Here is a 23,269-nt window from a genome sequence, read left to right as displayed (position 1 = left end):
CCGACCGCCACCCCTCATCGAGCCCGCTTCGCGGGCGCACCTTGCACTCGGAGGGGTCGAGTGCTAATCATTGGCGTTAGCACTCTGAAGGTGAGAGTGACAACGAAGGACCGGGTCGGTGAGGCCACGGGCCAGGTGGGGCAAGGAACCACCTCAGGCCGGGGCCGTCCGTCGCGGGCGCGGGCGCGGTCCGAAGTAATCACCCCCAGTCCTGGGAGGACCACTTCACATGGCCAAGATCATCGCGTTCGACGAGGAGGCGCGGCGAGGCCTCGAGCGCGGCATGAACCAGCTCGCGGACGCCGTCAAGGTGACCCTCGGCCCCAAGGGCCGCAACGTCGTCCTCGAGAAGAAGTGGGGTGCCCCCACGATCACCAACGACGGTGTCTCCATCGCCAAGGAGATCGAGCTCGAGGACCCGTACGAGAAGATCGGCGCCGAGCTGGTCAAGGAAGTCGCCAAGAAGACGGACGACGTCGCCGGTGACGGTACGACCACCGCGACCGTGCTCGCCCAGGCCCTCGTCAAGGAAGGCCTGCGCAACGTCGCCGCCGGTGCCAACCCGATGGCCCTGAAGCGCGGTATCGAGAAGGCCGTCGAGGCCGTCTCCGCCGCCCTGCTCGACCAGGCCAAGGAGGTCGAGACCAAGGAGCAGATCGCCTCCACCGCCTCCATCTCCGCCGCCGACACCCAGATCGGCGAGCTCATCGCCGAGGCCATGGACAAGGTCGGCAAGGAAGGCGTCATCACCGTCGAGGAGTCGCAGACCTTCGGTCTGGAGCTCGAGCTCACCGAGGGCATGCGCTTCGACAAGGGCTACATCTCCGCCTACTTCGCGACCGACATGGAGCGCATGGAGGCGTCGCTCGAGGACCCGTACATCCTCATCGCCAACTCCAAGATCTCCTCGGTCAAGGACCTGCTCCCGCTCCTGGAGAAGGTCATGCAGTCGGGCAAGCCGCTGCTGATCATTGCCGAGGACGTCGAGGGCGAGGCCCTGTCGACCCTGGTCGTCAACAAGATCCGCGGCACCTTCAAGTCCGTCGCCGTCAAGGCTCCGGGCTTCGGCGACCGCCGCAAGGCCATGCTCGGCGACATCGCCATCCTCACGGGCGGCGAGGTCATCTCCGAGGAGGTCGGTCTCAAGCTGGAGAACGCGACCCTGGACCTCCTGGGCCGCGCCCGCAAGGTCGTCATCACCAAGGACGAGACCACCATCGTCGACGGTGCCGGCTCGACCGACCAGGTCGCGGGCCGCGTGAACCAGATCCGCGCCGAGATCGAGAACAGCGACTCGGACTACGACCGCGAGAAGCTGCAGGAGCGCCTGGCGAAGCTCGCCGGCGGTGTCGCGGTCATCAAGGCCGGTGCCGCCACCGAGGTGGAGCTCAAGGAGCGCAAGCACCGCATCGAGGACGCCGTGCGCAACGCCAAGGCGGCCGTCGAGGAGGGCATCGTCGCCGGTGGTGGCGTGGCCCTGCTCCAGACCACCAGCGTCTTCGACAAGCTGGAGCTCGAGGGCGACGAGGCGACCGGCGCGCAGGCCGTGAAGCTCGCCCTGGAGGCCCCGCTCAAGCAGATCGCCGTCAACGCCGGCCTCGAGGGCGGCGTCGTGGTGGAGAAGGTCCGCAACCTCACCCCGGGTCACGGCCTGAACGCCGCGACCGGTGAGTACGTCGACCTGGTCGCCGAGGGCATCATCGACCCGGCGAAGGTGACCCGTTCCGCGCTGCAGAACGCCGCCTCCATCGCCGCGCTGTTCCTCACCACCGAGGCCGTCATCGCCGACAAGCCGGAGAAGGCCGCCGCGCCGGCCGGCGGCGGCATGCCGGGCGGTGACATGGACTTCTGATCCCCCAAAGGATCGGATCCGTCCTTCACGTACCGAGGGCGGCACTCCCTGGAGACAGGGGGTGCCGCCCTCGGGCGTGTTCCGGGTCACAAGAGTGGACCAGTGGAAATGCCGTGGCCGACGGGGCAGTTGACGCCCGTGCGTGGCCGGCGCGCGTGCGTGCCGGCCGGTACCGACCACGATTTCGAGGAGCCCCCCACCGTGACCGTCACCGCTTCCGAATCAGCTTCCGGGTCCGGGTCTGCCTCCCGCGCGGCCGAGATCCTCTCCCGCCCCGTCACACTGAACGGCCTCACCGTCCCCAACCGGATCGTGATGGCGCCGATGACCCGGATGTTCTCGCCGAACGGCGTCCCCGGCGAGGACGTGCTGTCGTACTACGCCCGCCGCGCCGCCGCGGGTGTCGGCCTGATCGTCACCGAGGGCACCTACGTGGGGCACGACTCGGCCGGGCAGAGCGACCGCGTGCCGCGCTTCCACGGCGAGGAGCAGCTCGCCGGCTGGGCGAAGGTCGCCGAGGCCGTGCACGCGGCGGGCGGCACGATCGTGCCCCAGCTCTGGCACATCGGCATGGTGCGCAAGCCGGGCCAGCAGCCGTTTCCCGAGGCGCCCGCGGTGGGCCCCTCCGGGCTGCGCATCGGCGAGTCCGAGGTCACCGGCAGGGTGATGACGCGGACCGACCTCGACGACGTCATCGGCGCGTTCGCCGAGGCGGCCGCCGCCGCGGAGCGCATCGGCTTCGACGGCGTGGAACTGCACGGCGCCCACGGCTACCTGCTCGACCAGTTCCTCTGGGCGGGCACCAACCGCCGTACCGACGCCTACGGCGGCGACGCGGTGGCCCGTACGAAGTTCGCGGCCGAGATCGTGGCGGCGGTGCGCGCGTCCGTCTCGCCCGGCTTCCCGGTCCTCTTCCGGTACTCGCAGTGGAAGCAGGACGCCTACGACGCCCGTCTGGCCGAGACGCCCGAGGAGCTGGAGGCGGTCCTGTCGCCGCTCGCCGCGGCCGGGGTGGACGCCTTCCACGCCTCCACGCGCCGCCACTGGGTGCCGGAGTTCGAGGGCTCGGACCTCAACCTCGCCGGCTGGACGAAGAAGCTGACGGGCAAGCAGGCCATCACCGTCGGCTCGGTGGGTCTGGACGGCGACTTCGTCAAGGCGTTCCAGGGCGAGGGCTCGGAGGTCGGCAGCCTCGACAACCTGCTGGACCGGCTGGAGCGCGACGAGTTCGACCTGGTGGCCGTGGGCCGCGCGCTGCTCCAGGACCCCGAGTGGGCGGCGAAGGTCCTCGGCGGACGCGTCGACGAGCTGAAGCCGTACGACGCGGCGGCGCTGAAGACGCTGAGCTGAGCCCGGCGGAGTGACGGGGCGGCGCTGCCTGAGGGCGGCGCCGCCCCCTTGTTTTCTGTGTCTCCTCGGCCCGGCGGGCCCTCGTGGCGCCGTCCCTGCGGGCTCCCCGCCGGATTTTCGCTTGCTTAACTCAATCAAGTCCAATTAAAGTTGCCTGAGTCAAGTACACCCGCTCTCCGACGGAGACCTTCCTTCATGTCCGACGCACTCGCCCGGCCTGCCACGGCCGGGCAATCCGCGCCCCGGCCCAACGCCGTCGTGGCCGTACTCGCCTTCGGCGGCATCGTGGTCTCGCTGATGCAGACCCTGGTGATCCCGATCATTCCCGAGCTGCCCCAGCTCCTGCACGCCTCGGCGTCGGACACCGTCTGGGCCGTCACCGCCACGCTGCTCGCCGCGGCCGTGGCCACCCCGGTCATGGGCCGCCTCGGCGACATGTACGGCAAGCGCCGCATGCTCCTGCTGAGCCTGGCCATGCTGGTGGCCGGCTCGGTCACCGCCGCGCTCAGCGACTCCCTGACGCCGATGATCGTCGGCCGTGCCCTCCAGGGCCTCGCCTCCGGTGTCATCCCGCTCGGCATCAGCATCATGCGCGACGAACTGCCCGCCGAGCGGCTCGGTTCGGCGACCGCGATGATCAGCGCCTCGCTCGGTGTCGGCGGCGCCCTCGGACTGCCCGCCGCCGCCCTGATCGCCGAGAACCTCAACTGGCACATGCTGTTCTGGGTCTCGGCCGGCCTGGGCGTCGTGGCGGCGGCGCTGGTACTGGGCTTCGTGCCCGAGTCGGCGGTGCGCACCGGCGGCCGCTTCGACCTTCCCGGCGCCATCGGTATGGCGGTGGGCCTGGTCTGCCTGCTGCTGGCGATCTCCAAGGGCGCCGACTGGGGCTGGGGCAGCGGCATGACCCTGGGCCTGTTCGCGGTGGCGGTCGTGGTCCTGGTCGTCTGGGGCCTGTTCGAACTGCGCGTCGAGGCGCCCCTGGTGGACCTGCGCACCACGGCCCGCCGCCAGGTGCTGGTGACCAACCTCGCCTCGGTGGCCATCGGCTTCGCGATGTTCTCGATGTCCCTGGTCATCCCGCAGCTGCTGCAACTGCCCGAGCAGACCGGCTACGGCCTCGGCAGGTCGCTGCTGGCGTCCGGCCTGGTCATGGCGCCCTCCGGCCTGGTGATGATGGCCGTCGCGCCGGTGTCCGCGATCGTCTCGCGGACCAGGGGCCCCAAGGTGACGCTGATGATCGGCGCGCTGATCGTGGCCGTCGGCTACGGCCTCAACATCGTCCTGATGAGCCAGGTCTGGCACTTCGTCCTGGCGTCCTGCGTGATCGGCGCCGGTATCGGCTTCACCTACGGCTCGATGCCCGCGCTCATCATGAGCGCCGTCCCCGCGTCCGAGACGGGCGCGGCGAACAGCCTCAACACCCTGATGCGCTCGATCGGCACCTCGGTCGCCAGCGCGGTCGCGGGCGTGGTCCTGTCCCACATGACCACCGCGTTCGGCCCGTACCAGCTGCCCTCCGAGAACGGCTTCCGCACGGTCCTCGCCGTCGGCGCGAGCGCCGCCCTGCTCGGCTTCCTGGTCGCCTCCTTCATCCCGCGCGCCCGCACCGCGGTGCCGGGGGAGCCGACGGCGGCCGGTGAGCCCGCGCCCGCCGAGGCGAAGGTGCCGTAGGCGCCGGCCCTACGCCCTACGGGCTGCCCGGGTTGCCGGGGTTGCCCATGGGTTCGATGTCGGTCCGCGCCGGATGGCCCCAGCTCCGCACCACCTCGTAGTCCGTGAACTCGTGCACGAGCCGGTAGGCGGGCGCGGCGCGCGGGGCCCGGAGCTGGGCGGCGATGAACAGCTCGGCCTCGCGCCGGTCCCGGCGCGGGGTCCCGCACAACTGCCACTCCCGCCCGTTCCACAGCTCGGGCAGCCACCGCTGCTGGGGCTGCGGCCGGTCCTCGCGGACGCCGTAGCGGGACGGGGCGGAGGCCGCGGGCTCGGAGCCGCGTCGCGCGTACGAGGCGTACGCCCCGTCGACCTCGGAGCGGCGGGCGGCCCGGCGCCGGGTCTCGCACAGCAGGCACAGGTCGGGCGCGCTCTCGTCGACGGGCCCGTTCGGGTGCTCGGGGCAGCGGGTGGTGGGCGCGGCCGTCGTGACGGTCTCGTCCAGCAGGTCGAGAGCGCGCCGGAGATCCGCCTTCACCTCGTGGAGCCTGGCGTCGGGCGTCTCCGTGGAGAGCGCCTCGCCGTGCTCGCCGAGCAGACGCAGTGCCCGCCCGAGGGCGGTGAGCTGGGCGTGGTTCATGGTGTCCTCCAGCGTAGGCCGCCGCGCCCGGTGCGGGAGCCCCCGGTCCGCCCGTTCGCTCCCGCCGCCGGTCACAGGCCCGCCGGGCTCAGCCTCCCGCCCGCTCCAGTGCCGCGCGCAGATGGCCGTCGGACCGCTCCAGGAGGCGGGTCGCCGTGGGGCCGTCGAGGTCGGCGACGATGATGAGGATGGCGGTCTTCACCTCGCCGTCCGCGGCCGCGAGGGCCCGTTCGATCTCGTCGTCCGGCGCGCCCGTGGCCAGGGCGACGATCCGCCGGGAGCGGGCGCGGAGCTTGTCGTTGGAGGCCCGTACGTCGACCATCAGGTTTCCGTAGGTCTTGCCCAGGCGGATCATCGTGATCGTCGAGAGCATGTTGAGGACCAGCTTCTGCGCCGTGCCGGCCTTCAGACGGGTGGAGCCGGTCAGCAGCTCGGGGCCGACGACGACCTCGATGCCGTGCTCGGCGGCGGCCGCCAGCGCGCTGTCCGCGTTGCTGGACAGGCCGACGGTCAGGGCGCCCAGGGCGCGGGCGTGCTCCACCGCGCCGATGGCGTAGGGGGTGCGGCCGGAGGCGGAGACGCCCACCACCGTGTCGTCCGGCGTGAGACCGAGGGCGTCGAGCGCTTCCGCCGCCAGCTCCCTGGAATCCTCCGCGCCCTCGACCGAGGTCACCATGGCCCGCGGGCCGCCCGCGATCACCCCGACGACCTGGGAGGGGCGGGTGTTGAAGGTCGGCGGGCACTCCGAGGCGTCCAGGACCCCCAGCCGTCCGGCGGTGCCCGCACCGGCGTAGACCAGCCGGCCGCCGCGCGCCATCCGCTCGGCCACCGCGTCGATCGCGGCGGCGATCTGCGGCAGCCGCTCGGCCACGGCCGCGGGCACGGTGGAGTCCTCGGCGTTCATCAGCCGGGCGATCTCCAGCGTCGGCAGCCGGTCGATCTCCGCCAGCTCGGGGCGGAACGCCTCGGTCGTCAGCGACTCCAACTCGGAGCGCAGCTCGCGGTAGTGGGGCGTGGAGGTCATGAGGGGGGCGGCTCTCTCGTGCGATGCGGTACGGCTGACCGTGCGGATCCGGGCGGGGTCGGTTCTCGGCTGCGAGCGGTGCGAGCGGTGCGGACGCGGTAGGCGCTACGAGCGGTGGGTCCCGCCCCGCGGGCTGTGCCGGTGGGCGAGCGCCTCGTAGGACGCGGCGAGCGCGGGCGCCGCCGTTTCGTACGTCCGCTGTGCCACCCCGACGAACAGGCAGTCCACCACGAGCAGTTGGCTGGTCCGGGAGGACATCGCCGCCGGGCGCAGCTCGCTCTCGCGGGCCGTGGAGGTGGTCAGGACGTGGTCGGCGTACTGAGTGACGGGCGCGGTGGGCCGGCCGGTGATGGCGACGGTGGTCGCGCCGCGCTCGAAGGCCACCCGCAGCGGTTCGATCACGTCCCCGGTCGAACCCGAGTGGGTGATGGCGATCGCCACGTCCCCCGCGCGCAGTTGCACCGCGTTGGTGACGGCGAGGTGCGGGTCGCTGTGCGCGTGCGCGACCAGTCCTATGCGCAGCAGCTTCTGGGTGAGGTCCTGGGCGACCAGTCCGGAGGCGCCGATGCCGTAGACGTCGGTGCGGCGGGCGGCGGCCAGCGCGGTGACGGCCGCGCCGAGCTGGATGGTGTCGAGACCGGCGGCGGTGTCGGCCAGGGTCTGCTGCTCGTCGTAGGCGAGCTTGGCGACGACGTCGGCGATGGGGTCGTCCACCGCGATGTCGGTCGTGATGGCGGGCGCGCGCCCCGACTGCTGCTGGGCGGCCAGGCCCGCGAGGGCCAGGCGCAGGTCCCGGTAACCCGGATAGCCCAGCAGGCGGGCGGTGCGGACGACGGTCGCCTCGCTGGTGCCGGTGAGTTCGGCGAGGCCGGTGACCGTGAGGGCCGCGCAGCCGGCCGGATCGCCGGCGACGGCCTCGGCGACCCGCTGCATGGAGCGGGTCATCGAGGGCGCGAGCGTGCGTACCTTGGCCGCGAGGGCGGCGGGTGCGGGGGGCGTGAGGCCCGGGGCGCCCACGCCTGCGAAAATTTCCTTCACGTCCTGGGTCACATGATGAAAGGTATTTTCCTCACGGTCGCGTGGTCAAGGCCGCGCGCAGGCCCCGGGGGCCGGGCGAGGACGTCAACGCACCTCCTTGCGCGCGCCCCGCAGGATCGCCGCCGCCACGCAGCCGAGCGCCAGCACCACGGCGACGGCCAGGGCCCGTTGCGCCTCGTCGGTCGCCGTGTGCCGCAGGAACGCGTCCGGCACCCGCGTCAGCTCGGTCGGGAGCCAGCGCGACACGTGCGGCACCGCGCCGAGCAGCGGGAGCGTGAACAGCACGAGCAGCGCGTACCCGACGGTGCCGAGAGTGCTGCGCGCCAGTGTCGCGGCCAGCGCCGTGACCGCCACGGCGAACACCAGGTACACCGAACCCACGAGCGCCGTCCTCGCCATGGCCGCCGTACCGGGGTTCCCCAGCAGGACGGCCGTCTCGTACCAGGCGGCGAGCAGCCCGGCCAGATAGGCGCCCACGGCCGCGACGGCGCTGACCGCGAACCTCGGCACCAGCAGATCGCCGAAGCGCCGGGTGCGGGTGCGGTAGAAGACCGACAGCGCGGACCCGGCGTCGATCGAGCACGCGTACGCCGCCACGACGACGGTCACGATGAGGCCGATCCCGAACGCGTTGCTCGCGTACTGGACCACGCCGTCCGCCGGGACCGGGGGCGGGAAGACGATCTTCACCCGCTGGGCCGAGCCCCCGGCGTGGTTCAGCAACTCGCCGGAGTACCGGGCGAGCAGCGGTCCCGCGAACCCGAAGAGCACGAAGACGCCAAGCAGCGCGATCAGTCTCCTGGTGCGCAGCAGCCGGAGCCACTCCACCCGCCACAGCGAAAGCTCGTTCACGCCGCACCCGTCCGATCCGCGTCTCGTTGGTCCTGCTCCACGTCCCGTCCTCGTTGTCCGCCGGTGAGGGCCAGGAACGCGGCCTCCAGGTCGGCGTCGACCGGGTGCAGGCTGATCAGAGCGGCGTCCGCCTCGGCGATCGCCTTCGGCAGCCGGCGCTCACCGACCTCCGTGCTCGCCGCTTCGACGCGCACGGATCCGTCGGAGTTCACCGCCACCGAGGTGACCCAGTCCTGCTGCCGCAGCAGTTCGGCCAGCCGCCGTTCGCCGCCCCCGCGCAGCCGCACCTCCCAGGCCGGCTGGAGGAACCGGTCGATCAGCTCGCGTACCGGCCCCTGGAACAGGAGCCTGCCCCGGTCGAGCACGCCCACCGTGTCGGCGACCCGCTGGACGTCCGCCAGGACATGGCTGGAGAAGATCACGGTGCGGGTCCGGCCGAGCCCGGCGACCAGGGACAGGACCTCCGCCCGCCCGGACGGGTCGAGCGCGCTGGACGGCTCGTCGAGGATCAGCAGCTCGGGGTCGAGCGCCAGCGCCACCGCGAGGCCCAGCCGTTGCTTCATCCCGCGTGAGAAGCCGCCCGTGCGCCGGTCGGCCGCCTCGGTCAGGCCGACCTCGGCGAGGACGGCCGCGACCGGGTCGGGGGCGTCCGGGCCGTGGTCGTGCCGCGTACCGCCGTGGTGACGGCGCCGGTCGCGCGCGGCCAGACCGCGGGACTGGCGCACCACCTCCGCCGCGGTGAGCCAGGGTTCGAACTCGGGGGTGTCGGGGCAGACCCCGATCCGTCCCGCGTCGATCGACAACCGGACCTCGCCCGCGTCGCGGCGGCGCAGACCGGCCACGATGGACAGCAGCGTGGTCTTGCCCGCGCCGTTCGGGCCCACCAGGCCGTAGACACCGCCGCGCGGCACCTCCAGGTCCACTCCGTGCAGCCCGGCGCCGTTCCCGTAGTCGCGCACCAGGCCCGCGATGGCCACGGCCGACCCGCTCATCGGTTCTCGCTCCGCCCCGCCACCAGGTAGGCGATCGGGCCCAGGGGGTTCACGCACAGGCAGATCAGCACCCAGGCCCAGCGGGGCAGGTGACGCGTGTTCCGGTGCCGCGCGACGTCGACGAGGCAGTAGACGAGGAGGGCGAGTTCGGCGACCAGCAGGGGAGCGATCGCGGCCCAGGGGATGTCCGAGGCATGGAGGGTGGAGGCAAGCACGGGACGGTCTTTCTGTGGGCGGTCTGGCTGCGCGGAGAAGAGGAGGAGAGGCAGGGCGCCCCGGTTGTCACGGCGTCTCGGGCGGGAGGATGTGCATTCCGCCGACCTTCTCGTCCATGTCGAACGCGACCCGGGCCTTCATCTCACCGGTCTCGTAGCGCAGCGGGATGTCGACCACGGTGTGGTCGCCGATGCGCCGGACGAACGGCTCGCCGTCGCCGAAGCCCTCGAACGCGCCGACCAGGCCGGCCACGGTGGCCAGGGCGTTGCCCCGCACCTCGTCGGTGAAGGCCGCCAGGACCTCGGCGTTGAAGGACGGCCGGGCGTCGTCCATCCGGCCTTCGAGGACGGCCGTGACGATGTCGAGGGCGCGCTCCGCGGCGTCGGTCATGCGCACTGTCTTGTCCATGGGTTCTCCCGTTCGGGGGTCGATGGGCTTGCCGAACCGCTGGAAGGCGGCCTGGCGGGTGACTCCGAGCAGGTCCCCGACCTCCTGCCAGGTGTGGCCGGCGTCCCGGCTCTGCTGCACGCAGAGCTTCAGCACCTGTTCGGCCAGGGCGTCGACCTCCTGGGCGCGCCGGACCAGTTCGAGGTAGTCCGGTGCGGCCAGCGGGCTGCCCGCCGCCGAGGCCAGGGCCGAGGCGTGCCCGGCGAGCCGCGCGCTCAGGGAAGTGAGGGGGAGGGAATCGGTCACGTGTAAAGGGTGCCTTTACGGCTCCGTGTGTGTCAAGGATTCCTTTACGTCGATGGCGGCTCCCTCCGGTGAGCGACCCGCCGCCGGTGCGTGATCGGTCACCGGTGTGCGGTCCGTGACGTCCGGGTGACAATGGGGGACATGGAACCCCTCAGCCCCCTGGAGCAGGCCCTGCACGCCGCCCGCGCCCTGGTGCTCGCCGACCTGGTCGCCGGCGAGGTCGCCGACGCCGACGTGGTGTCGCTCGTGGAGGACTCCGTCGTCCAGCGTCGCTGGTGGGTGGAGCAGTGGCCGGAAGGCGCGCAATACGTCGCGGGTCTGGTCGCGCAGGACGTCCAGGACGCGCTCCTGGAGAGGTACGGCCGCTGGCCGCTGTGCCCGGTGTGCGGCTACGGCGACCCGCACGCGCTGGACGTCGAGCCGGAACTCGGGCCCGACCCGCACTGGGTGTGCGCCAAGGCGGGCGTGAAGGTGGCGGCGGTGGGCGCCCTGGCGGAGGCGACCGGCCGGAGCACGACGTCGTGACACCGCCGCGCCGGGCGGCCGCGCCGTGACCCTCTACATCGACCCGCCGTCCTGGCCGGGCCACGGCCGTATGTGGTCCCACCTGGTCAGCGATGTCTCCTACGACGAACTGCATACGTTCGCCGAGGGGTTGGGAGTGTCCCGCCGGGCCTTCGAGCGGGACCACTACGACCTGCCCTCCCACCGGTACGCCGACGCGGTGACGGCCGGCGCGGTCGAGGTCAGCAGCCGCGAGGTGGTGCGGCTGCTGTACGCCGCCGGGCTGCGCCGTCCCAAGCGCCGTGCTCAGGGCCGGATTTCGTAGGAGATCTCCTCCTCGTCCTCCCGTACGGCGACGAAACCGGCGCGGGTGAGGACGCGTTGGGAGGGAACGTTGTGCCGGTCCACCGTCGCGATCAGCGTCCGTACGTCGTCGCGGGTCAGCGCCCAGGCCGACAGCGCGCGCAGCGCCTCGGTCGCGTAGCCGTGGCCGCGGGCGGACACGGCGAGGTCGTAACCGACCTCCGCGCGCCCCTCCTCGTCGGGCACACCGTGGAAGCCCATCCCGCCGACCGCGCGGCCGTCCTCCTGCCGCACCAGCACGAACATCCCCCACTCGGGCCGGTGCACCCCGGCCTCGTACGCCTTCACGGTCATCCCGGCGGCGTCCCGCGTGCCCTCGTACGGACCGCCCTCGGCCCAGGTGAACCCGCCGTCACCGCCTGCGCTCAGATCGCGGGCGGCAGCGGGGGCGACACCCTCCAGGATGAGCCGGCCGGCGGGGACGGCCGGCGGGTTGCTCCAGCGCCACTCGGTGACCGGCGGCCGGCCGGGGAGGTCGCCGCGGCCGGTGGCCCACAGCAGCGTCGGCCAGGGCGCGGAGCCCGGCTGGACGTGCGGGAAGAGCCGGGCCAGCACGTCCTCGCACAGCTCGGCGGGCGGCTCGTAGGCCAGGTCGAGGCCGGTCGCGATGTCGTGCGTGTGCAGCAGCACCTCGGCGACACCCATCGCGGCGAAGCCCTCGCGGTTCGCGCTGCGGAAGGGATACGGGTGGAAGGCCCTGACCTCGCGCGGGGTGGTGCGGACGGCGGCGGTGAGCAGGACGCCGGTCGTCTCGATCACGTCCAGGACGTCCGCGTTTCCGGTGCCCTCGTCGAAGGTGATCCCGAAGGGGACGTACGCGCTCCGCGCCCGCCCGGCCAACTGCCCGGCGTACGCGAGGAGATCGCTCGCGATGTGCTCGGCCGTCCGCCGGCAGCTCCACTCCAGCCGCCCGGCCGTCGCTCCGTCCCAGTCCTGGTCCGCCGCCGTCCTCAGCAGCGCCACGGCGCCCGCGACGGCCTGCTCCACCTGTTCTCCGCCCCAAGTACGCATACGGCGCAGGGTAGGCGCGGCGGGGCTGTCGGGGCGACAGCATTTTTCCAGCTCGGAGGCGACGTGCGCTGTCCGTGAGCGGTAGAGGGGGGTGACCCGGCGCCTGCCGCTGGGGGTGGTGGCGGCGATCACGCCGTGGAACTACCCCGTCGGTCAGGCGTCGTTCAAGATCGGTCCGGCGCTGCCGGCGGGCAACACGGTGGTGCTCAAGCCGTCGGCGTTCACCCCGCTGGCGAACCTGCGGCTGGGCGAGGTGTGGCGGGACCTCCTGCCGGCCGGTGTGGTGAACGTGGTGGCCGGCGGCGGGGGCCTGGGATCGTGGGTGACCGTTGGTACTGCGACGGGCGGCGGACAGCCGCGCCTACGACGCCGGACGGTCTCCGGACGACAGCATGTCCAGCTCGGAGGTGACGTTGTAGCGGGCGGTCGCCTCCCAGTGCTCCGCCCCGTACGGGGTGCGGAACAGCCGGGGCAGGGCGAGGAGTTGCCGCAGGACCGTGGCACGGCCCTCACGGAAGGCGTCGTTCGGGACGAAGTGGTACTCCTCGCGGACCCCGGCCGCGTAGGCGGCGTACGCCGACGGGGACGCGGCGAGGATCGCCAGGTCGGCGTCGCACAGCACCTGTCCGTCGCGGTCGTCGTCGGCCGGGTCGTGGGTGACGGTGAGCCGGACCAGCCGGGCGACCTCGGCGGTCGTCGCGTCGCCGACCCCGGCCTCGGGCAGCGCGCGCTCGGCGAGCCGCGCGGACCGTTCCTCGTTCGCGGACCGCTCGGGCAGATAGACGGCGTCGTGGAACCAGGCCGCCAGCCGGACCGCGTCCGGATCATCGGCGTACCGCTCCAGTACGTCGACGCGGTCGAGGACGGCGGCGAGGTGCGTGACCGTGTGATAGTGTCGCTGCGGCTCCCGCCAGCGCGCGAGCAGGTTGTCGGCGTACGGCACGGGGTCGGGGCCGCCACCGGAACCCCGGGCACCCTCCAGGGCACGGGTCCAGCGGAGGCGCAGCGCGTCGAGATCGGCCATGCGCTCATTGTCACCCTCACCGGACGGCCGGGTGAGCGGACCGAACGCGGCCCGCACCGTCAAGACCGGACGTCCCCCACGTCGATAAAGCGTGGCCCCAGGCCTTGGCGGCGCGGTTCCCCGTGTGAGGACGGCGGATGTCAGCGGCGGAGGGCTTCCACCGGTTGGACGCGCGCGGCGCGCCAGGCCGGATAGAGCCCGGCGAGCAGCCCGGTGGCCACCCCGATCACCGGGGCGGCGAGAACCGTGGCCGGTTGGACGACCGGGGTCCAGTCCCGGGCGGTCGAGACCCCGACGACCGCGAGAACCCCGAGAGAGGTCCCGGTCAGGCCGCCGAGGGCACCGAGCATTCCCGACTCCATGAGGAACTGGGTGAGGATGTGCCGGCCCTGTGCGCCGAGGGCACGCCTCAGTCCGATCTCACCCGTGCGTTCCATGACGGCCACCAGGGTGGTGTTGGCGATGCCGACCGCGCCGATGAACAGGCAGACGGCGGCGAGCAGGAGAAACAGCTGGCTGAGGTCCTGGTTCACACCGCTGCGCAGGCTCCTGGGGTCGGGGGGCGGTACGGCCTGGAGGTATTCGGGATGATCGGGGCGCAGGGCCACGGGAGCCTCGCGGGCGACCTGCTGGGCGGCGCCGACGCGGGTGGAGATGAGCATGTCCGCCCCGTCCTTGGGTGGGCCCCACAGGTCTTGGGCGGTACTGCGCGGAACGATCACCGTCAGCAGCAGGTCCGCTCTGCGATGGACGTCGCCGACGATACCGATCACGGTGAACGCCTCGTCGCCGATGAAGACCGCGGGCTGGGTCTCCAGGGTGCTGATCCCGAGCCGTTTGGCCATGCCGACACCGAGCAGGGCGACCTTCTGCCGCGTGCGGTCGTGCCAGCGGTTGAACAGCAGCCCCTGCCGCACCACCGGATCCGCTGCCTGCACCGCCCCGGAGGACGCGGCCACCACTTGGATCTGGCTGCCCGCGCCGGTGCTCGCCACGGGTGCCGAGCGCACCTCCTGTCCCTTGCCCAGTTGCACCGGCCACAGCACGCCGGCGTGCTGGACACCGTTGAGGTGCTCGACCCTCTGGTCGGCGTCGTCCGGGAACGCGAGCGGCACGAAGTCGGTGTGCTCGCGGGCGACGTCGTGCACGGTGACCTCGGTCGCGGCGAGCCGGCTGAACCGGCTGTCGATCTGTGAGGCCGTCGTGGCCGTCAGGCCGAGTACGGCGACGAAGGACCCGACACCGAGCACGGTCCCCAGGGCGGTCAGCGTGGCGCGTGCCGGACGCTGGAGCACCCCCGCGGTCGACTCGGAGACCATGTCGCGCCAGTGGAACCGCGACCGTTCCACCCGCTGTCCGTCCCGGCCGGAGCGGGACCGCAGGTTGCGGAAGGTTCTGCGTATCACGACAGCACCGCCCGGCCGACGGACTCGGTCAGTACGCCGTCACGTATGCGCAGGGTCCTCGTGCCGCGGGCGGCCACGGCGGGATCATGGGTGATGACGACAAGGGTCACCCCGCGCGCGTTCAGCTCCTCCAGGAGGTCGAGGACCTGGGCCGCCGTGCTGGTGTCGAGGTTGCCGGTCGGCTCGTCGCACAGCAGGAGCGAGGGGCGTCCGGCCAGAGCGCGGGCGATTGCCACGCGCTGTCGCTCGCCCCCGGACAGCCTGGTGGGCAGGGCGTCGACCCGGTGACCGAGGCCGACACCGGCCAGGGTCTCCCGCGCCCTGGCCGCCCGCTCCTTGCGAGGGACGCGCTGGTAGACGAGAGCCAGCTGCACGTTCTCCAACGCGGTGCGGTGGGGCAGGAGGTGGAAGGCCTGGAACACGAATCCGATACGCCGGCCACGCAACGCCGAGCGGGCACCGTCCTTCAGGCGGCCGGTGTCGATCCCGTCGAGCAGGTAGGTGCCCTCGGTCGGGAAGTCCAGCAGGCCGACGATGTTCAAGAACGTCGACTTCCCGGACCCGGACGGGCCGACCACCGTGACGAACTCTCCCTGCTGGACCGCCAGGTCGCACGGTCGGAGCGCCGTGACCGGAGGCGGCCCTGGGTAGGTGAGCGCCGTCCGGCGCATCTCGATCACCGGCGGCGTCATGGGGCCTCCTGTGTGCCGGTGACGACCCTGTCACCGGCGGCCAGACGCATTCCCGCCACGGGGCGGACCTCCACGTATCCGTCACCGGACGCCCCGGTCGTCACCGGGACCCGTCGCCGCACACCGCCGGGTCCGGCGACCGTCACCGCGGTACTGCCGTCGACACCCGCGGATATCGCGGTCACCGGCACCACGAGGACCTTGTCCTTGGTGGAGGCCGCCTCGATGGTCAGCCGGACGTCCTGCCCGGCCAGCGACGCGGGCAGCGCCTTGTCCGGCACCACCGTCATGGCGTAGCCCTGGGAGGCACCGCCGTCCGGACCGGGGGGCTCGCCCTGACGGTCCTGGCCCGCCTGTGGACGCGTGACGGTGTCCGCGACGGTCCGGACCGTGGCCTCAGCCGTCGTGCCGTCGAGCTCCGACAGGACGTGGACCCGCTGGCCGGGACGCACGAGACTGTGCTGCTGGCGGGAGAGGGACCCCGTCACGACGAGCCGGCCCGCCGAGACGGTCATCGCGCTTCCCGTGACCTGGCTGCCGACCGTCACGCCGACATCGTCCACACGGGCCGGATAGCCCTTCAGGTACACCACCTCGGACGCGGGCAGCATCGGACCGCTCACGGCCCTGGCCTCGGCGAGTTTCTTCTCGGCCCGCTCCAGGTCCTCGCGGGCGCGGCTGATCTCCAGTGACCGGTCGCCGGTTCTGCCGTCCTCGCCGGGAACGGCGGAAGGCCGACTGGCGGAGACGTCCTGGAAGTGGCGACGGGCCTCGGTCACGGCGTCCTGGGCGCTGTCCACCGAATCGTCACTGCCCGGGTCGGCGGGCAGCGGGTCGTAGCCGATGCTCCGGTACAGGCTGGTCAGGGCGGACTTGGTGCCGGCCCCGAAGAAACCCTCGCGGTCACCGTTCGTGGAGTGGCCCGTGTCCTTCAGGGCCTGCTGAAGCTGCGCGACGTCCTCGCCCTCCGCGCCCGGCTTCAGATCCCGGTACACCGGCAGCGTTCCCTTCAACGCGATCACGGGACGGCCGGAGACCTCCATCAGCGCCCGCCCCGACCGGAACGTGTCGCCCGTCTTCACGTTGATCTTGGTGACCACCGGAGAACCCGACCCCTCACGGCCGGAACCGGAGGGGGTGACCGTCACACTCTGCGAGGCGGTCACCGTTCCGCGCACGATCACCGAATCCCGCAGGACACGCAGCTCCACGGCAGCGGTCATCACACTGGGCGGCGGCGCCGCCGTATCGGCGGCGGCCTGGGCCGGCGACTTGATGACCTGGGATGCTCCAAGACCCAGCCCCGACACGACCATGGCCGTGACCATCGCCGCGCCGAGAACACGACGGCGCCGGATCATCCCCGTGGTGCTGCCGGACGCCTCGCCGTCTGCTTCCGGTGCGGTGGGTGAGGCATCAGCCACGGAGCGCCGCCTCCGCAGCCTTGACCGCCTTGGCGTTCCTCTCCCTCAGCTGCTGCAGGGAGAGTTGGTTCTGCTCCACCTGCTGCTTCTGAATCCCCGCCTCGACGCCGTACCAGACACCGATCAGGTCCGTCCGGCTCTTGCACCCGATGTCCGCTGTCGCGAGAGCGATCTCCTTCGGAGACACCGCCCCGCTCTCGTTCCGGGGTACGAGATCGAACGCGGCGTACGGATCGGCCACCGTGTAACCCTCGGTCTTCATACAGGCGGACCACGCCTTGAGGGCCTTCTGCACACGCGGGTGTTCCTGCGATTTGACCAGACTGTCGTGATCGAGGTGGGAGACGGGGGTGAAGTCGATGCGCGCACCGAGCTTGTCGAAGGCCTCCTGCTGGCAGCCGCCCTCGGGGACCTTCTGGCCCCGGTAGGTGGACGGAGCCTTCTCGGCCGTCGGGTTCAGGCCCTTGCGCCCGGTCAGCACGGTGACCGCGGCGGAAGAGAGCTTCGGGGGCTGTGGGTGCTCCGCGGTGTCCGGTGGGAGCCCGTACCCGTACTTGGCGGCGGCCGCGGGGTCACTGATTCCGTACCGGCGCGGCATGTTCGAGTCGTCCGCGTTCGGCGGAGGATTCACACCCGCCGGCGGAAACGTGACCGTGAAGCCGTAGCGCGCCATGCACTCCGTCTCCAGGCTCCGGCCGGCACGCTCGATCACCACCGAGTCCTGGTAGGTCTGCATGTACTGCTGCAACGGAAGCGTCAGACCCTTGACCAGACCGGAGTCCGCGACCGCCTTCGGCCACTTCGACGTGTCGATGCCGGCGGCCGCGGACGTGGTGCCGGCCGTCGAGGCGCTCGTGTCGCCGGAAGGGGAGGACGCGGACGAGCAGGAGGACAGGAGGGCGGCCGCCGCACCGGCCGCGGCCAGGGCCGCGAGCCGGTGCGTCCGCGTGGAGCTACGCGAAGTGGGATGACGCATTGTTGTTCTTCAGGGTGGCGTCGAAGTTCGTGCTGGAAGCACAGCCGTAGTAGTGAGGGATCGACTGGGAGTGGCCGGCATAGCCGGAGTTGTAGTAGACGCGGTACCCGTCCACTGTCGAACAGTTGTTGGCCGACGCCCCGTTGTTCTTCACCAGCTGGCCGGACCCGTCACCCTGACCTGAGGCGAACACGTAGATGTAGTGGGTGACGGTGGCGCCGTTGTACGAGACGTAGGCACCCGCGTAGTCCGGGATGTTCCCGTAGAAGGCCGCGAAGCTGCCCGAGGGGTTCCCGTTGCCGGAGCTGGCCACCGAGTGGTAGTTGACGTACAGGTCACCCTCGGAGCAGTTCATGAAGTCGCAGTTGTCGCTCACGTACTTCGTGGTGTCCGCGGCTGCCGGGCCGGCGCCGTACAGGGCAGCCGAGCCGAATGCCGCCATGGCGGCAGCGGCGGTACCGAGCCTTCTGAGATTCATTGAGCCCCCTCGTGTCGACGTGTGCAGGCAGGGGGCAGTACGGCACGGCGACCGCCGCGCAAACCTTCCCCCGTTGCGAATCGGCGAGAGACCGACCGAAAAGGTCTAGTCCAGCCGCCGAGTGCCCGGACACTGTACGCGGATCATGGACACGTCATGCAAGGGTTCCGCCGGTGTATGGCGAGAACTGTCTCCAGTGGTCGAAGCGGAGAGGTTTCGTCATGGGCGATCAAGGTGGGCCTGTTGCTGGGGAGTCGCTCTGTGGAGAGGGCGGGATACGTGTCCAGTGCTTCTCGGGCAGTGGTGGCGAGATTTGTCACTTGCGCTCTGTCTCGGGAGCGCTTATGGCCTCGCCGGGGCGGGGAGTGGGGGAGGCCGGAAATCTCCGGTGACCGGTTCCCGGCCGTGGGTCTCCCGGTCGGCGTACCCTGATATTGGACTAGACCTGTTCCTTCAGGGGAAGCCGAGGAGAGAGAAAGGAGCCCTATGAGCATGCGGGCAGTCCTGGAGGTGATCGCGCTCGATGCCGGGGACGCGGTCGCCGCTCAGGCCGGAGGCGCGGACCGCCTCGAGCTGGTCACCGACATGGCGTCCGACGGGCTCACCCCGCCGGTCCGTACCGTCGCCGGGATCCGCGCCGCCGTGGACATTCCGCTGCGCGTGATGCTGCGGCTCGCGGACGGGTTCGGCGCGGGGGGTGCCGGAGGACTGGACCGGCTGGCGGGGGTCGCGGGCGAGATGCGGGCGGCCGGCGCCGAGGAGTTCGTGCTGGGGTTCCTGGACGAGGAGAGCGGGGTGGACCTGGAGGCCGTCGAGCGGGTGGTCGCCGCGCTGGACGGCTGTCCGTGGACCTTCCACCGGGCGATCGACCGCGCCGCCGACCGGGACGTGCTGCGCAAGCGGCTGGACGGGCTGCCCGGGCTCGACACGTATCTGACGGCGGGCGCCGCCGCGGGCGTGGACGAGGGGCTGCCCACGCTGATCGCGGAGGCCGCGCGCGGCGGGGAACCCGGCTACCAGCCGCAGATCATGGTCGGCGGCGGCCTGCGCCTCGACCATGTGCCCGCGCTGCTCGCCGCCGGGATCGGCGCCTTCCACATCGGCGGTGCGGCCCGCCCCGGCGGTTGGGGCGGACCGGTCTCCGTCGAGGCGGTCGCGGAGTGGCGCGCGGTGCTGGACGGGGTGGCGGTCTCTCAGCCCGCGGGCTGAGAGGCGGGTGCCTGGCCGGGGTGGGAGTGGGTCCGGGGCCGAGTCCGGGTAATTCGTACGCCTGGCCCATTCCGGCCAGGCACGATGTCGTTCATGACAGCAACGTCCCCTGACCCCACCGGGCTGCCCTATCACCGCATGGCCCGGTACTCACCTCACCACCGCTGGTGGCGGCCGCTCGTCGGCACGGTGGTGCTGGTCTTCGTATCGCTCCTGGCCACCGGGATCCTCTATCTCATCACCGATGAGATCGGCTGGGCCGTCGGCTACCCGGAGCTGCCCGACGGCGGCGCCGACTTCGGTCCGATCACGAACACGGGCCTCGACCTGGCGTTCATAGCCCTGAATCTGCCGCTCGTCCTGCTGGTCGTGCTCTGGCTGGGCCGGCGCCCGGCCGGCACGGTGGCCTCCGTCGCCGGGCGGCCGCGCTGGCGCTGGCTGGGCTGGTGCCTTCTGGCCGCCGTGCCGCCCATGGTGCTGCTGCCGGTGGTCGCGGGCTTCCTGCCGGGCGACGAGGGCGACGGTGGCGGGTCGGACGTGTGGGTGGGGTGGCAGACGTTCCTCGTCTCCCTGGCCATGCTGGTGGTTCTCGTGCCGTTGCAGTCGGCGGCGGAGGAGTACGTCTTCCGCGGCTGGCTGCTCCAGGCGACCGGGGCGTACCTCCGGTCCCCGTGGCTCGCGGTGCTGCCGCAGGCGGCGCTCTTCGCCGCCGCGCACGGCTGGGGCACGCCGTGGGGCTTCGCCGACCTCCTGGTCTTCGGCGCGGTGGCGGGGCTGCTGACGATCCGCACGGGCGGTCTTGAGGCGTCCATCGCGCTGCACGCGCTGAACAACCTGCTGGCCTTCGGCGTGTCCGCCGCGTACGTGGACGGGCTGGCCTCCGACGAGACGGCGGCGGACGCCCCCTGGCAACTGGCCCTCATCGACATGGTCTCGGTACTGCTCTTCGCCGCGATCGTGCTGTGGCTCGCCCGACGGCGCCACCCCCAGCACCTGTCCGCCCCGCCCCCCGAGCCGACCGGCGCGTACTGGTCGTACGGGCAGGTGCCGGGTGCGTACGGGCCGTATGGGCAGGTGCTGGGCGGGTACGGCCCGTACGGGCCGTACCCGCAGCAGCCCGGAGCGCCTTGGCCGTACCCGCAGCAGCCGGGCGCGCAGGCGCCGGTTGCGCCTTGGCCGTACGCGCCGCCGCAGGGCAACCACGGTCCGTACCCGCCGCCGCAGGGCAACCACGGCCCGTACCCGCCGCCGCCCCCGAACGCGACCGTCCCCGGCCCGACCGCCGCACCGTCCGGCCCTGGCGGGCCCAGCCCCGCGGGGCCCGGCGCCGCACCGACCGGCGCCGAGGGGCCCGGCCCCGCCACGCCCGAGGGCGCCGCGTCCAGTCCCGCCGCGCCCGGCGACGCTTCCGGTCCTGGTGGGCCCAGTAGCGCCGTGCCCGGCGATGGGCCCGGCTCCGAAGGGGGGCCCAGCCCTGCCACGCTCGGCGCCGCGTCCGACGCCGCTGCGTCCCGCCTTGCCGCGCCCGGCGACGCACCTGGCCCCGATGCGCCCGGCTCTGCCGAGCTTGGCGCCGTGTCCGGCCGTCCTGCAGCGTCCGGCCCCGCCGTCCCCGGCCCCGCCGACCCGATTCCCCAGCAGTCCCGCCGGTCTCAGGACAGCTGATCCGGCAGTGGGGCCGTGTGGGTGACGATCAGGCCTGAGACCGCTCGGGTCAGGGCCACGTACAGGCGGCGCAGGCCTGTGCGTTCGTCGGGTTCGGCGGTGACGACGGACCGGGGTTCGTCCAGGACCACGTAGTCGTACTCCAGGCCCTTGGCGAGGGAGGCCGGGACCAGGGTGAGGCGGGTCTCGGCCGTGGTCTCCGCGCCGGGGGCGAGGTACGGCAGGCCGGCCGCCGCCAGGGCCTCGGTCAGGGCCGGGACGCGCGCGTCGGCGGCGATCAGGCCGACCGAGCCCTCGTTGCGCAGCAACTCCTCGCAGGCGGCGACCACTTCGGCGTCCCCGGCGGCGGGCCGGATCTCGAAGAAGCCGGGGTTCTCACGCACCGACGCGACGGGCGCGAGGCCGGGCGCGATGTGCGGCAGCAGCCGGGAGGCGTACGTGATGACGTCCGTCGGCACGCGGAAGCCCGCCGTCAGCTCCTCGATCAGGCCCTCGGACTTGCCGAGGTGCGCCAGCGCCTCCTCCCACGTGCGGGTGGCCCACGGCGTGGTGCCCTGGGCCAGGTCGCCGAGCACGGTCGCGGAGCCGGTGGTGCAGCGCCGGCCGACCGCCCGGTACTGCATGGGGGAGAGGTCCTGCGCCTCGTCCAGGACGACATGTCCGAGGGAGTGGGTGCGCTCCACCAGGTCGGCGGCCTCGTCGACCAGCACGGCGTCGGCGGCGGACCACTTGGCCGACTTCACCGACCGTACGGGCCTGGCCCACAAGAGCGTCTTTCGCTCCTCCTCGGTGAGGATCCCGTCCGCGTGCGCCGCGAGGAAGTCCGCGTCCGTCAGCAGCCGCAGCACCAGTTTCGCCGGGTCGACCGGGGGCCAGACCGCCTTCACGGCCGCCTTGACCGCCGCGTTGCGGGCCACCGCGTCCTGTACGCGGTCGTCGGGGGCCTCGCCCGCCCGTTCCATCTGCACCAGCACGGCGTGCGCGATCCGCTGCGGCAGGGCCTCGCGGGCGGCGCCGTAGCGGATGCCGCGGTCCAGCAACTCGCGGACGATGTCCTCCAGTTCGTAGGCGGGGAAACGCCAGCGACGGGAGCCGCGCACCACCACGACCGGTTCGGTGGGCATCGTGACGTGGGAGTACAGGGCCCTGCGGAGCACCTCGGCCATCCGGGCGTCGCCCTTGACGATCGCGGTCGCCGCCTCGTCCGCGCCCCGCACCTCCACATGCGCCACGAGATCGTCGACGGTGGCCTGCTGGACGGTCAACTCGCCCAGCGCGGGCAGCACTTGCTCGATGTAGTGCAGGAAGGACCGGTTCGGTCCGATCACGAGGGTGCCGGTGCGGGCCAGCCGCTCGCGGTGGGCGTAGAGGAGGTAGGCGACCCGGTGCAGGCCCACGGCGGTCTTTCCGGTGCCGGGGCCGCCCTGGACACAGACGGTGCCGGACAGCCCGGACCGCACGATCTCGTCCTGCTCGGGCTGGATGGTCGCCACGATGTCGCGCATCGGACCCACACGCGGGCGTTCGATCTCCTGCTGGAGCAGCCTGCTGGTGGTGGCGGCCTCCGACGGCTCGGCCGGGTCGGACAGGTGCTCGTCCTCGTACGCCGTGAGGTCGCCGCCGGTGTAGCCGAAACGGCGGCGCAGCCCGACGTCCATCGGGTCCTTCTTGGAGGCCCGGTAGAACGGCTGCGAGACCGGAGCGCGCCAGTCGATGACCATGGGGTCGCCCTCGGCGTCGTGCACGTGCCGCCGCCCGATGTAGAAGCGCTCGCCCTCCGCGCCCTCCGCCCGGTCCGCGCCCGGACTGTGCAGGTAGTCGAGCCGCCCGAAGAACAGCGGGGTGTCGCTGAGGTCGGCCAGCGCCTTGATCCGCTCGTCGATCTGGCGGGCGAGCACCTCGGCGTTGACCCAGTTCGCGGTGACGTCCCGGATGTCGAGCGACTCCACGTCCTCGCGCATGGCGCGCAGCGCGGCGCGGGAGCCGGACAGATGGGCGCGCTCGCGGGCGAGGGGGTCGTCGGCGGGACGGCCGGGGGCGGTTCCCGCGGGCGCGGACGAGGACGACGGCGACGAGGACGGTGAGGACGACGGCGACGACGGCGACGAGGTCGGTGAGGACGACAGGGACGACAAGGGGGTGCCTCCGGAAGGCCTTCGGGGCAGGCGGGTGCCGTGGGGTGGTGCCGTGTGGCTGCGCCGCGCGGCGGC

At 72.4% G+C, this 23,269-nt stretch carries 22 protein-coding genes and 1 pseudogene; 8 read left to right on the top strand and 15 right to left on the bottom strand.

Annotated features, from left to right (window positions below; genetic code table 11):
* Window positions 1-229 precede the first annotated feature (229 nt).
* The 3 genes from groL (at window position 230) to ACIP4X_RS05550 (ending at window position 4,873) form a co-directional block, all read left to right on the top strand.
* Window positions 230-1,852, top strand: a complete 1,623-nt coding sequence (groL, locus tag ACIP4X_RS05560) for a chaperonin GroEL (RefSeq protein ID WP_358730857.1) — start codon at window positions 230-232, stop codon at window positions 1,850-1,852.
* Window positions 1,853-2,053: 201 nt separating this feature from the next.
* Window positions 2,054-3,202, top strand: coding sequence for an NADH:flavin oxidoreductase (locus tag ACIP4X_RS05555; protein WP_358730858.1), 1,149 nt, complete (start codon window positions 2,054-2,056; stop codon window positions 3,200-3,202).
* 195 nt (window positions 3,203-3,397) lie between these two features.
* Window positions 3,398-4,873 carry an MFS transporter gene (locus tag ACIP4X_RS05550; RefSeq protein ID WP_401346783.1) on the top strand — a complete coding sequence of 492 codons (1,476 nt, stop codon included), beginning with the start codon at window positions 3,398-3,400 and terminating at the stop codon, window positions 4,871-4,873.
* A 16-nt stretch (window positions 4,874-4,889) separates the two neighbouring features.
* Here the strand turns inward: ACIP4X_RS05550 and ACIP4X_RS05545 are convergent, their stop codons facing one another.
* From ACIP4X_RS05545 to ACIP4X_RS05515, 7 genes are all read right to left on the bottom strand, one after another.
* On the bottom strand, window positions 4,890-5,492 hold the full coding sequence (locus ACIP4X_RS05545; RefSeq protein ID WP_358730860.1) for a hypothetical protein: 603 nt from the start codon (window positions 5,490-5,492) through the stop codon (window positions 4,890-4,892).
* Window positions 5,493-5,580: 88 nt separating this feature from the next.
* The gene (murQ, locus tag ACIP4X_RS05540) at window positions 5,581-6,516 is read right to left on the bottom strand and encodes an N-acetylmuramic acid 6-phosphate etherase (RefSeq protein WP_401346780.1); all 936 of its coding nucleotides are present in this window, start codon (window positions 6,514-6,516) and stop codon (window positions 5,581-5,583) included.
* Between the two features lie 105 nt (window positions 6,517-6,621).
* Window positions 6,622-7,566 carry a MurR/RpiR family transcriptional regulator gene (locus ACIP4X_RS05535; protein ID WP_362345769.1) on the bottom strand — a complete coding sequence of 315 codons (945 nt, stop codon included), beginning with the start codon at window positions 7,564-7,566 and terminating at the stop codon, window positions 6,622-6,624.
* A gap of 72 nt (window positions 7,567-7,638) precedes the next feature.
* Window positions 7,639-8,406, bottom strand: coding sequence for a hypothetical protein (locus tag ACIP4X_RS05530; RefSeq protein ID WP_358730865.1), 768 nt, complete (start codon window positions 8,404-8,406; stop codon window positions 7,639-7,641).
* Window positions 8,403-9,398, bottom strand: coding sequence for an ABC transporter ATP-binding protein (locus ACIP4X_RS05525; protein WP_358730867.1), 996 nt, complete (start codon window positions 9,396-9,398; stop codon window positions 8,403-8,405). Before ACIP4X_RS05525 ends, ACIP4X_RS05530 begins: the two co-directional genes overlap by 4 nt.
* The gene (locus ACIP4X_RS05520) at window positions 9,395-9,613 is read right to left on the bottom strand and encodes a PLD nuclease N-terminal domain-containing protein (protein WP_100569020.1); all 219 of its coding nucleotides are present in this window, start codon (window positions 9,611-9,613) and stop codon (window positions 9,395-9,397) included. The genes ACIP4X_RS05525 and ACIP4X_RS05520 overlap by 4 nt, the downstream gene beginning before the upstream one ends.
* A gap of 67 nt (window positions 9,614-9,680) precedes the next feature.
* Window positions 9,681-10,307: a DUF3887 domain-containing protein gene (locus ACIP4X_RS05515; RefSeq protein WP_358730868.1), complete on the bottom strand. Its 627-nt coding sequence runs from the start codon at window positions 10,305-10,307 to the stop codon at window positions 9,681-9,683.
* 141 nt (window positions 10,308-10,448) lie between these two features.
* Here ACIP4X_RS05515 and ACIP4X_RS05510 point away from each other — a divergent pair, with 141 nt between their 5' ends.
* Entirely contained in the window at window positions 10,449-10,832 is a 384-nt protein-coding gene (locus ACIP4X_RS05510; protein WP_391454278.1) for a hypothetical protein, read from the top strand.
* Window positions 10,833-10,857: 25 nt separating this feature from the next.
* Complete coding sequence (locus tag ACIP4X_RS05505; RefSeq protein WP_401346775.1) at window positions 10,858-11,136, top strand: DUF4031 domain-containing protein; 279 nt, start codon at window positions 10,858-10,860, stop codon at window positions 11,134-11,136.
* Here the strand turns inward: ACIP4X_RS05505 and ACIP4X_RS05500 are convergent.
* Window positions 11,118-12,185: a GNAT family N-acetyltransferase gene (locus ACIP4X_RS05500; RefSeq protein WP_401346773.1), complete on the bottom strand. Its 1,068-nt coding sequence runs from the start codon at window positions 12,183-12,185 to the stop codon at window positions 11,118-11,120. The two genes, ACIP4X_RS05505 and ACIP4X_RS05500, sit on opposite strands and share 19 nt — an antisense overlap.
* Before the next feature lie 91 nt (window positions 12,186-12,276).
* On the opposite strand from ACIP4X_RS05500, the pseudogene ACIP4X_RS05495 reads away from it, so the two are divergent.
* Window positions 12,277-12,480, top strand: a pseudogene (locus ACIP4X_RS05495) (aldehyde dehydrogenase family protein); the annotation flags it as partial.
* A 66-nt stretch (window positions 12,481-12,546) separates the two neighbouring features.
* Here ACIP4X_RS05495 and ACIP4X_RS05490 read toward each other — a convergent pair.
* From ACIP4X_RS05490 to ACIP4X_RS05465, 6 genes are all read right to left on the bottom strand, one after another.
* The gene (locus tag ACIP4X_RS05490) at window positions 12,547-13,209 is read right to left on the bottom strand and encodes a hypothetical protein (RefSeq protein ID WP_391454274.1); all 663 of its coding nucleotides are present in this window, start codon (window positions 13,207-13,209) and stop codon (window positions 12,547-12,549) included.
* Between the two features lie 140 nt (window positions 13,210-13,349).
* Window positions 13,350-14,528, bottom strand: a complete 1,179-nt coding sequence (locus ACIP4X_RS05485; protein WP_401346900.1) for an ABC transporter permease — start codon at window positions 14,526-14,528, stop codon at window positions 13,350-13,352.
* Window positions 14,529-14,611: 83 nt separating this feature from the next.
* Entirely contained in the window at window positions 14,612-15,307 is a 696-nt protein-coding gene (locus ACIP4X_RS05480; RefSeq protein WP_358730876.1) for an ABC transporter ATP-binding protein, read from the bottom strand.
* Window positions 15,304-16,731, bottom strand: a complete 1,428-nt coding sequence (locus ACIP4X_RS05475; protein WP_401346770.1) for a peptidoglycan-binding protein — start codon at window positions 16,729-16,731, stop codon at window positions 15,304-15,306. The genes ACIP4X_RS05480 and ACIP4X_RS05475 overlap by 4 nt, the downstream gene beginning before the upstream one ends.
* A complete protein-coding gene (locus ACIP4X_RS05470; protein ID WP_358730880.1) occupies window positions 16,724-17,707 on the bottom strand; it encodes a hypothetical protein in 984 nt (327 codons plus the stop codon). Before ACIP4X_RS05470 ends, ACIP4X_RS05475 begins: the two co-directional genes overlap by 8 nt.
* Window positions 17,685-18,185 (bottom strand): hypothetical protein, encoded by a 501-nt coding sequence (locus ACIP4X_RS05465; protein WP_358730881.1) that lies wholly within the window; start codon window positions 18,183-18,185, stop codon window positions 17,685-17,687. Before ACIP4X_RS05465 ends, ACIP4X_RS05470 begins: the two co-directional genes overlap by 23 nt.
* Before the next feature lie 486 nt (window positions 18,186-18,671).
* Between ACIP4X_RS05465 and ACIP4X_RS05460 the strand changes: the two genes are divergently transcribed.
* Window positions 18,672-19,394: a copper homeostasis protein CutC gene (locus ACIP4X_RS05460; RefSeq protein ID WP_391454268.1), complete on the top strand. Its 723-nt coding sequence runs from the start codon at window positions 18,672-18,674 to the stop codon at window positions 19,392-19,394.
* A gap of 93 nt (window positions 19,395-19,487) precedes the next feature.
* Window positions 19,488-21,059, top strand: coding sequence for a type II CAAX prenyl endopeptidase Rce1 family protein (locus tag ACIP4X_RS05455; protein ID WP_391454266.1), 1,572 nt, complete (start codon window positions 19,488-19,490; stop codon window positions 21,057-21,059).
* Here the strand turns inward: ACIP4X_RS05455 and ACIP4X_RS05450 are convergent.
* On the bottom strand, window positions 21,047-23,020 hold the full coding sequence (locus ACIP4X_RS05450) for a HelD family protein (RefSeq protein WP_401346897.1): 1,974 nt from the start codon (window positions 23,018-23,020) through the stop codon (window positions 21,047-21,049). The two genes, ACIP4X_RS05455 and ACIP4X_RS05450, sit on opposite strands and share 13 nt — an antisense overlap.
* Between the last annotated feature and the right edge of the window lie 249 nt (window positions 23,021-23,269).

It is taken from the genome of Streptomyces sp. NPDC088817, from assembly GCF_044750345.1.
Taxonomy (GTDB): domain Bacteria; phylum Actinomycetota; class Actinomycetes; order Streptomycetales; family Streptomycetaceae; genus Streptomyces.
The sequence above is the reverse complement of the archived record's forward strand: the minus strand, read 5'-3'. Positions and strand labels throughout refer to the sequence as shown.

What these genes read in the sequence shown, in the direction of transcription:
- ACIP4X_RS05545 (WP_358730860.1), bottom strand. Translation starts at nt 5,492, where the DNA reads ATGAACCACGCCCAGCTCACCGCCCTCGGGCGGGCACTGCGTCTGCTC.
- ACIP4X_RS05510 (WP_391454278.1), top strand. Translation starts at nt 10,449, where the DNA reads ATGGAACCCCTCAGCCCCCTGGAGCAGGCCCTGCACGCCGCCCGCGCC.
- ACIP4X_RS05485 (WP_401346900.1), bottom strand. Translation starts at nt 14,528, where the DNA reads ATGGTCTCCGAGTCGACCGCGGGGGTGCTCCAGCGTCCGGCACGCGCC.
- ACIP4X_RS05455 (WP_391454266.1), top strand. Translation starts at nt 19,488, where the DNA reads ATGACAGCAACGTCCCCTGACCCCACCGGGCTGCCCTATCACCGCATG.
- ACIP4X_RS05480 (WP_358730876.1), bottom strand. Translation starts at nt 15,307, where the DNA reads ATGACGCCGCCGGTGATCGAGATGCGCCGGACGGCGCTCACCTACCCA.
- ACIP4X_RS05525 (WP_358730867.1), bottom strand. Translation starts at nt 9,398, where the DNA reads ATGAGCGGGTCGGCCGTGGCCATCGCGGGCCTGGTGCGCGACTACGGG.
- ACIP4X_RS05490 (WP_391454274.1), bottom strand. Translation starts at nt 13,209, where the DNA reads ATGGCCGATCTCGACGCGCTGCGCCTCCGCTGGACCCGTGCCCTGGAG.
- murQ (WP_401346780.1), bottom strand. Translation starts at nt 6,516, where the DNA reads ATGACCTCCACGCCCCACTACCGCGAGCTGCGCTCCGAGTTGGAGTCG.
- ACIP4X_RS05460 (WP_391454268.1), top strand. Translation starts at nt 18,672, where the DNA reads ATGAGCATGCGGGCAGTCCTGGAGGTGATCGCGCTCGATGCCGGGGAC.
- ACIP4X_RS05465 (WP_358730881.1), bottom strand. Translation starts at nt 18,185, where the DNA reads ATGAATCTCAGAAGGCTCGGTACCGCCGCTGCCGCCATGGCGGCATTC.
- ACIP4X_RS05500 (WP_401346773.1), bottom strand. Translation starts at nt 12,185, where the DNA reads ATGCGTACTTGGGGCGGAGAACAGGTGGAGCAGGCCGTCGCGGGCGCC.
- ACIP4X_RS05550 (WP_401346783.1), top strand. Translation starts at nt 3,398, where the DNA reads ATGTCCGACGCACTCGCCCGGCCTGCCACGGCCGGGCAATCCGCGCCC.
- groL (WP_358730857.1), top strand. Translation starts at nt 230, where the DNA reads ATGGCCAAGATCATCGCGTTCGACGAGGAGGCGCGGCGAGGCCTCGAG.
- ACIP4X_RS05470 (WP_358730880.1), bottom strand. Translation starts at nt 17,707, where the DNA reads ATGCGTCATCCCACTTCGCGTAGCTCCACGCGGACGCACCGGCTCGCG.
- ACIP4X_RS05450 (WP_401346897.1), bottom strand. Translation starts at nt 23,020, where the DNA reads ATGCGCGAGGACGTGGAGTCGCTCGACATCCGGGACGTCACCGCGAAC.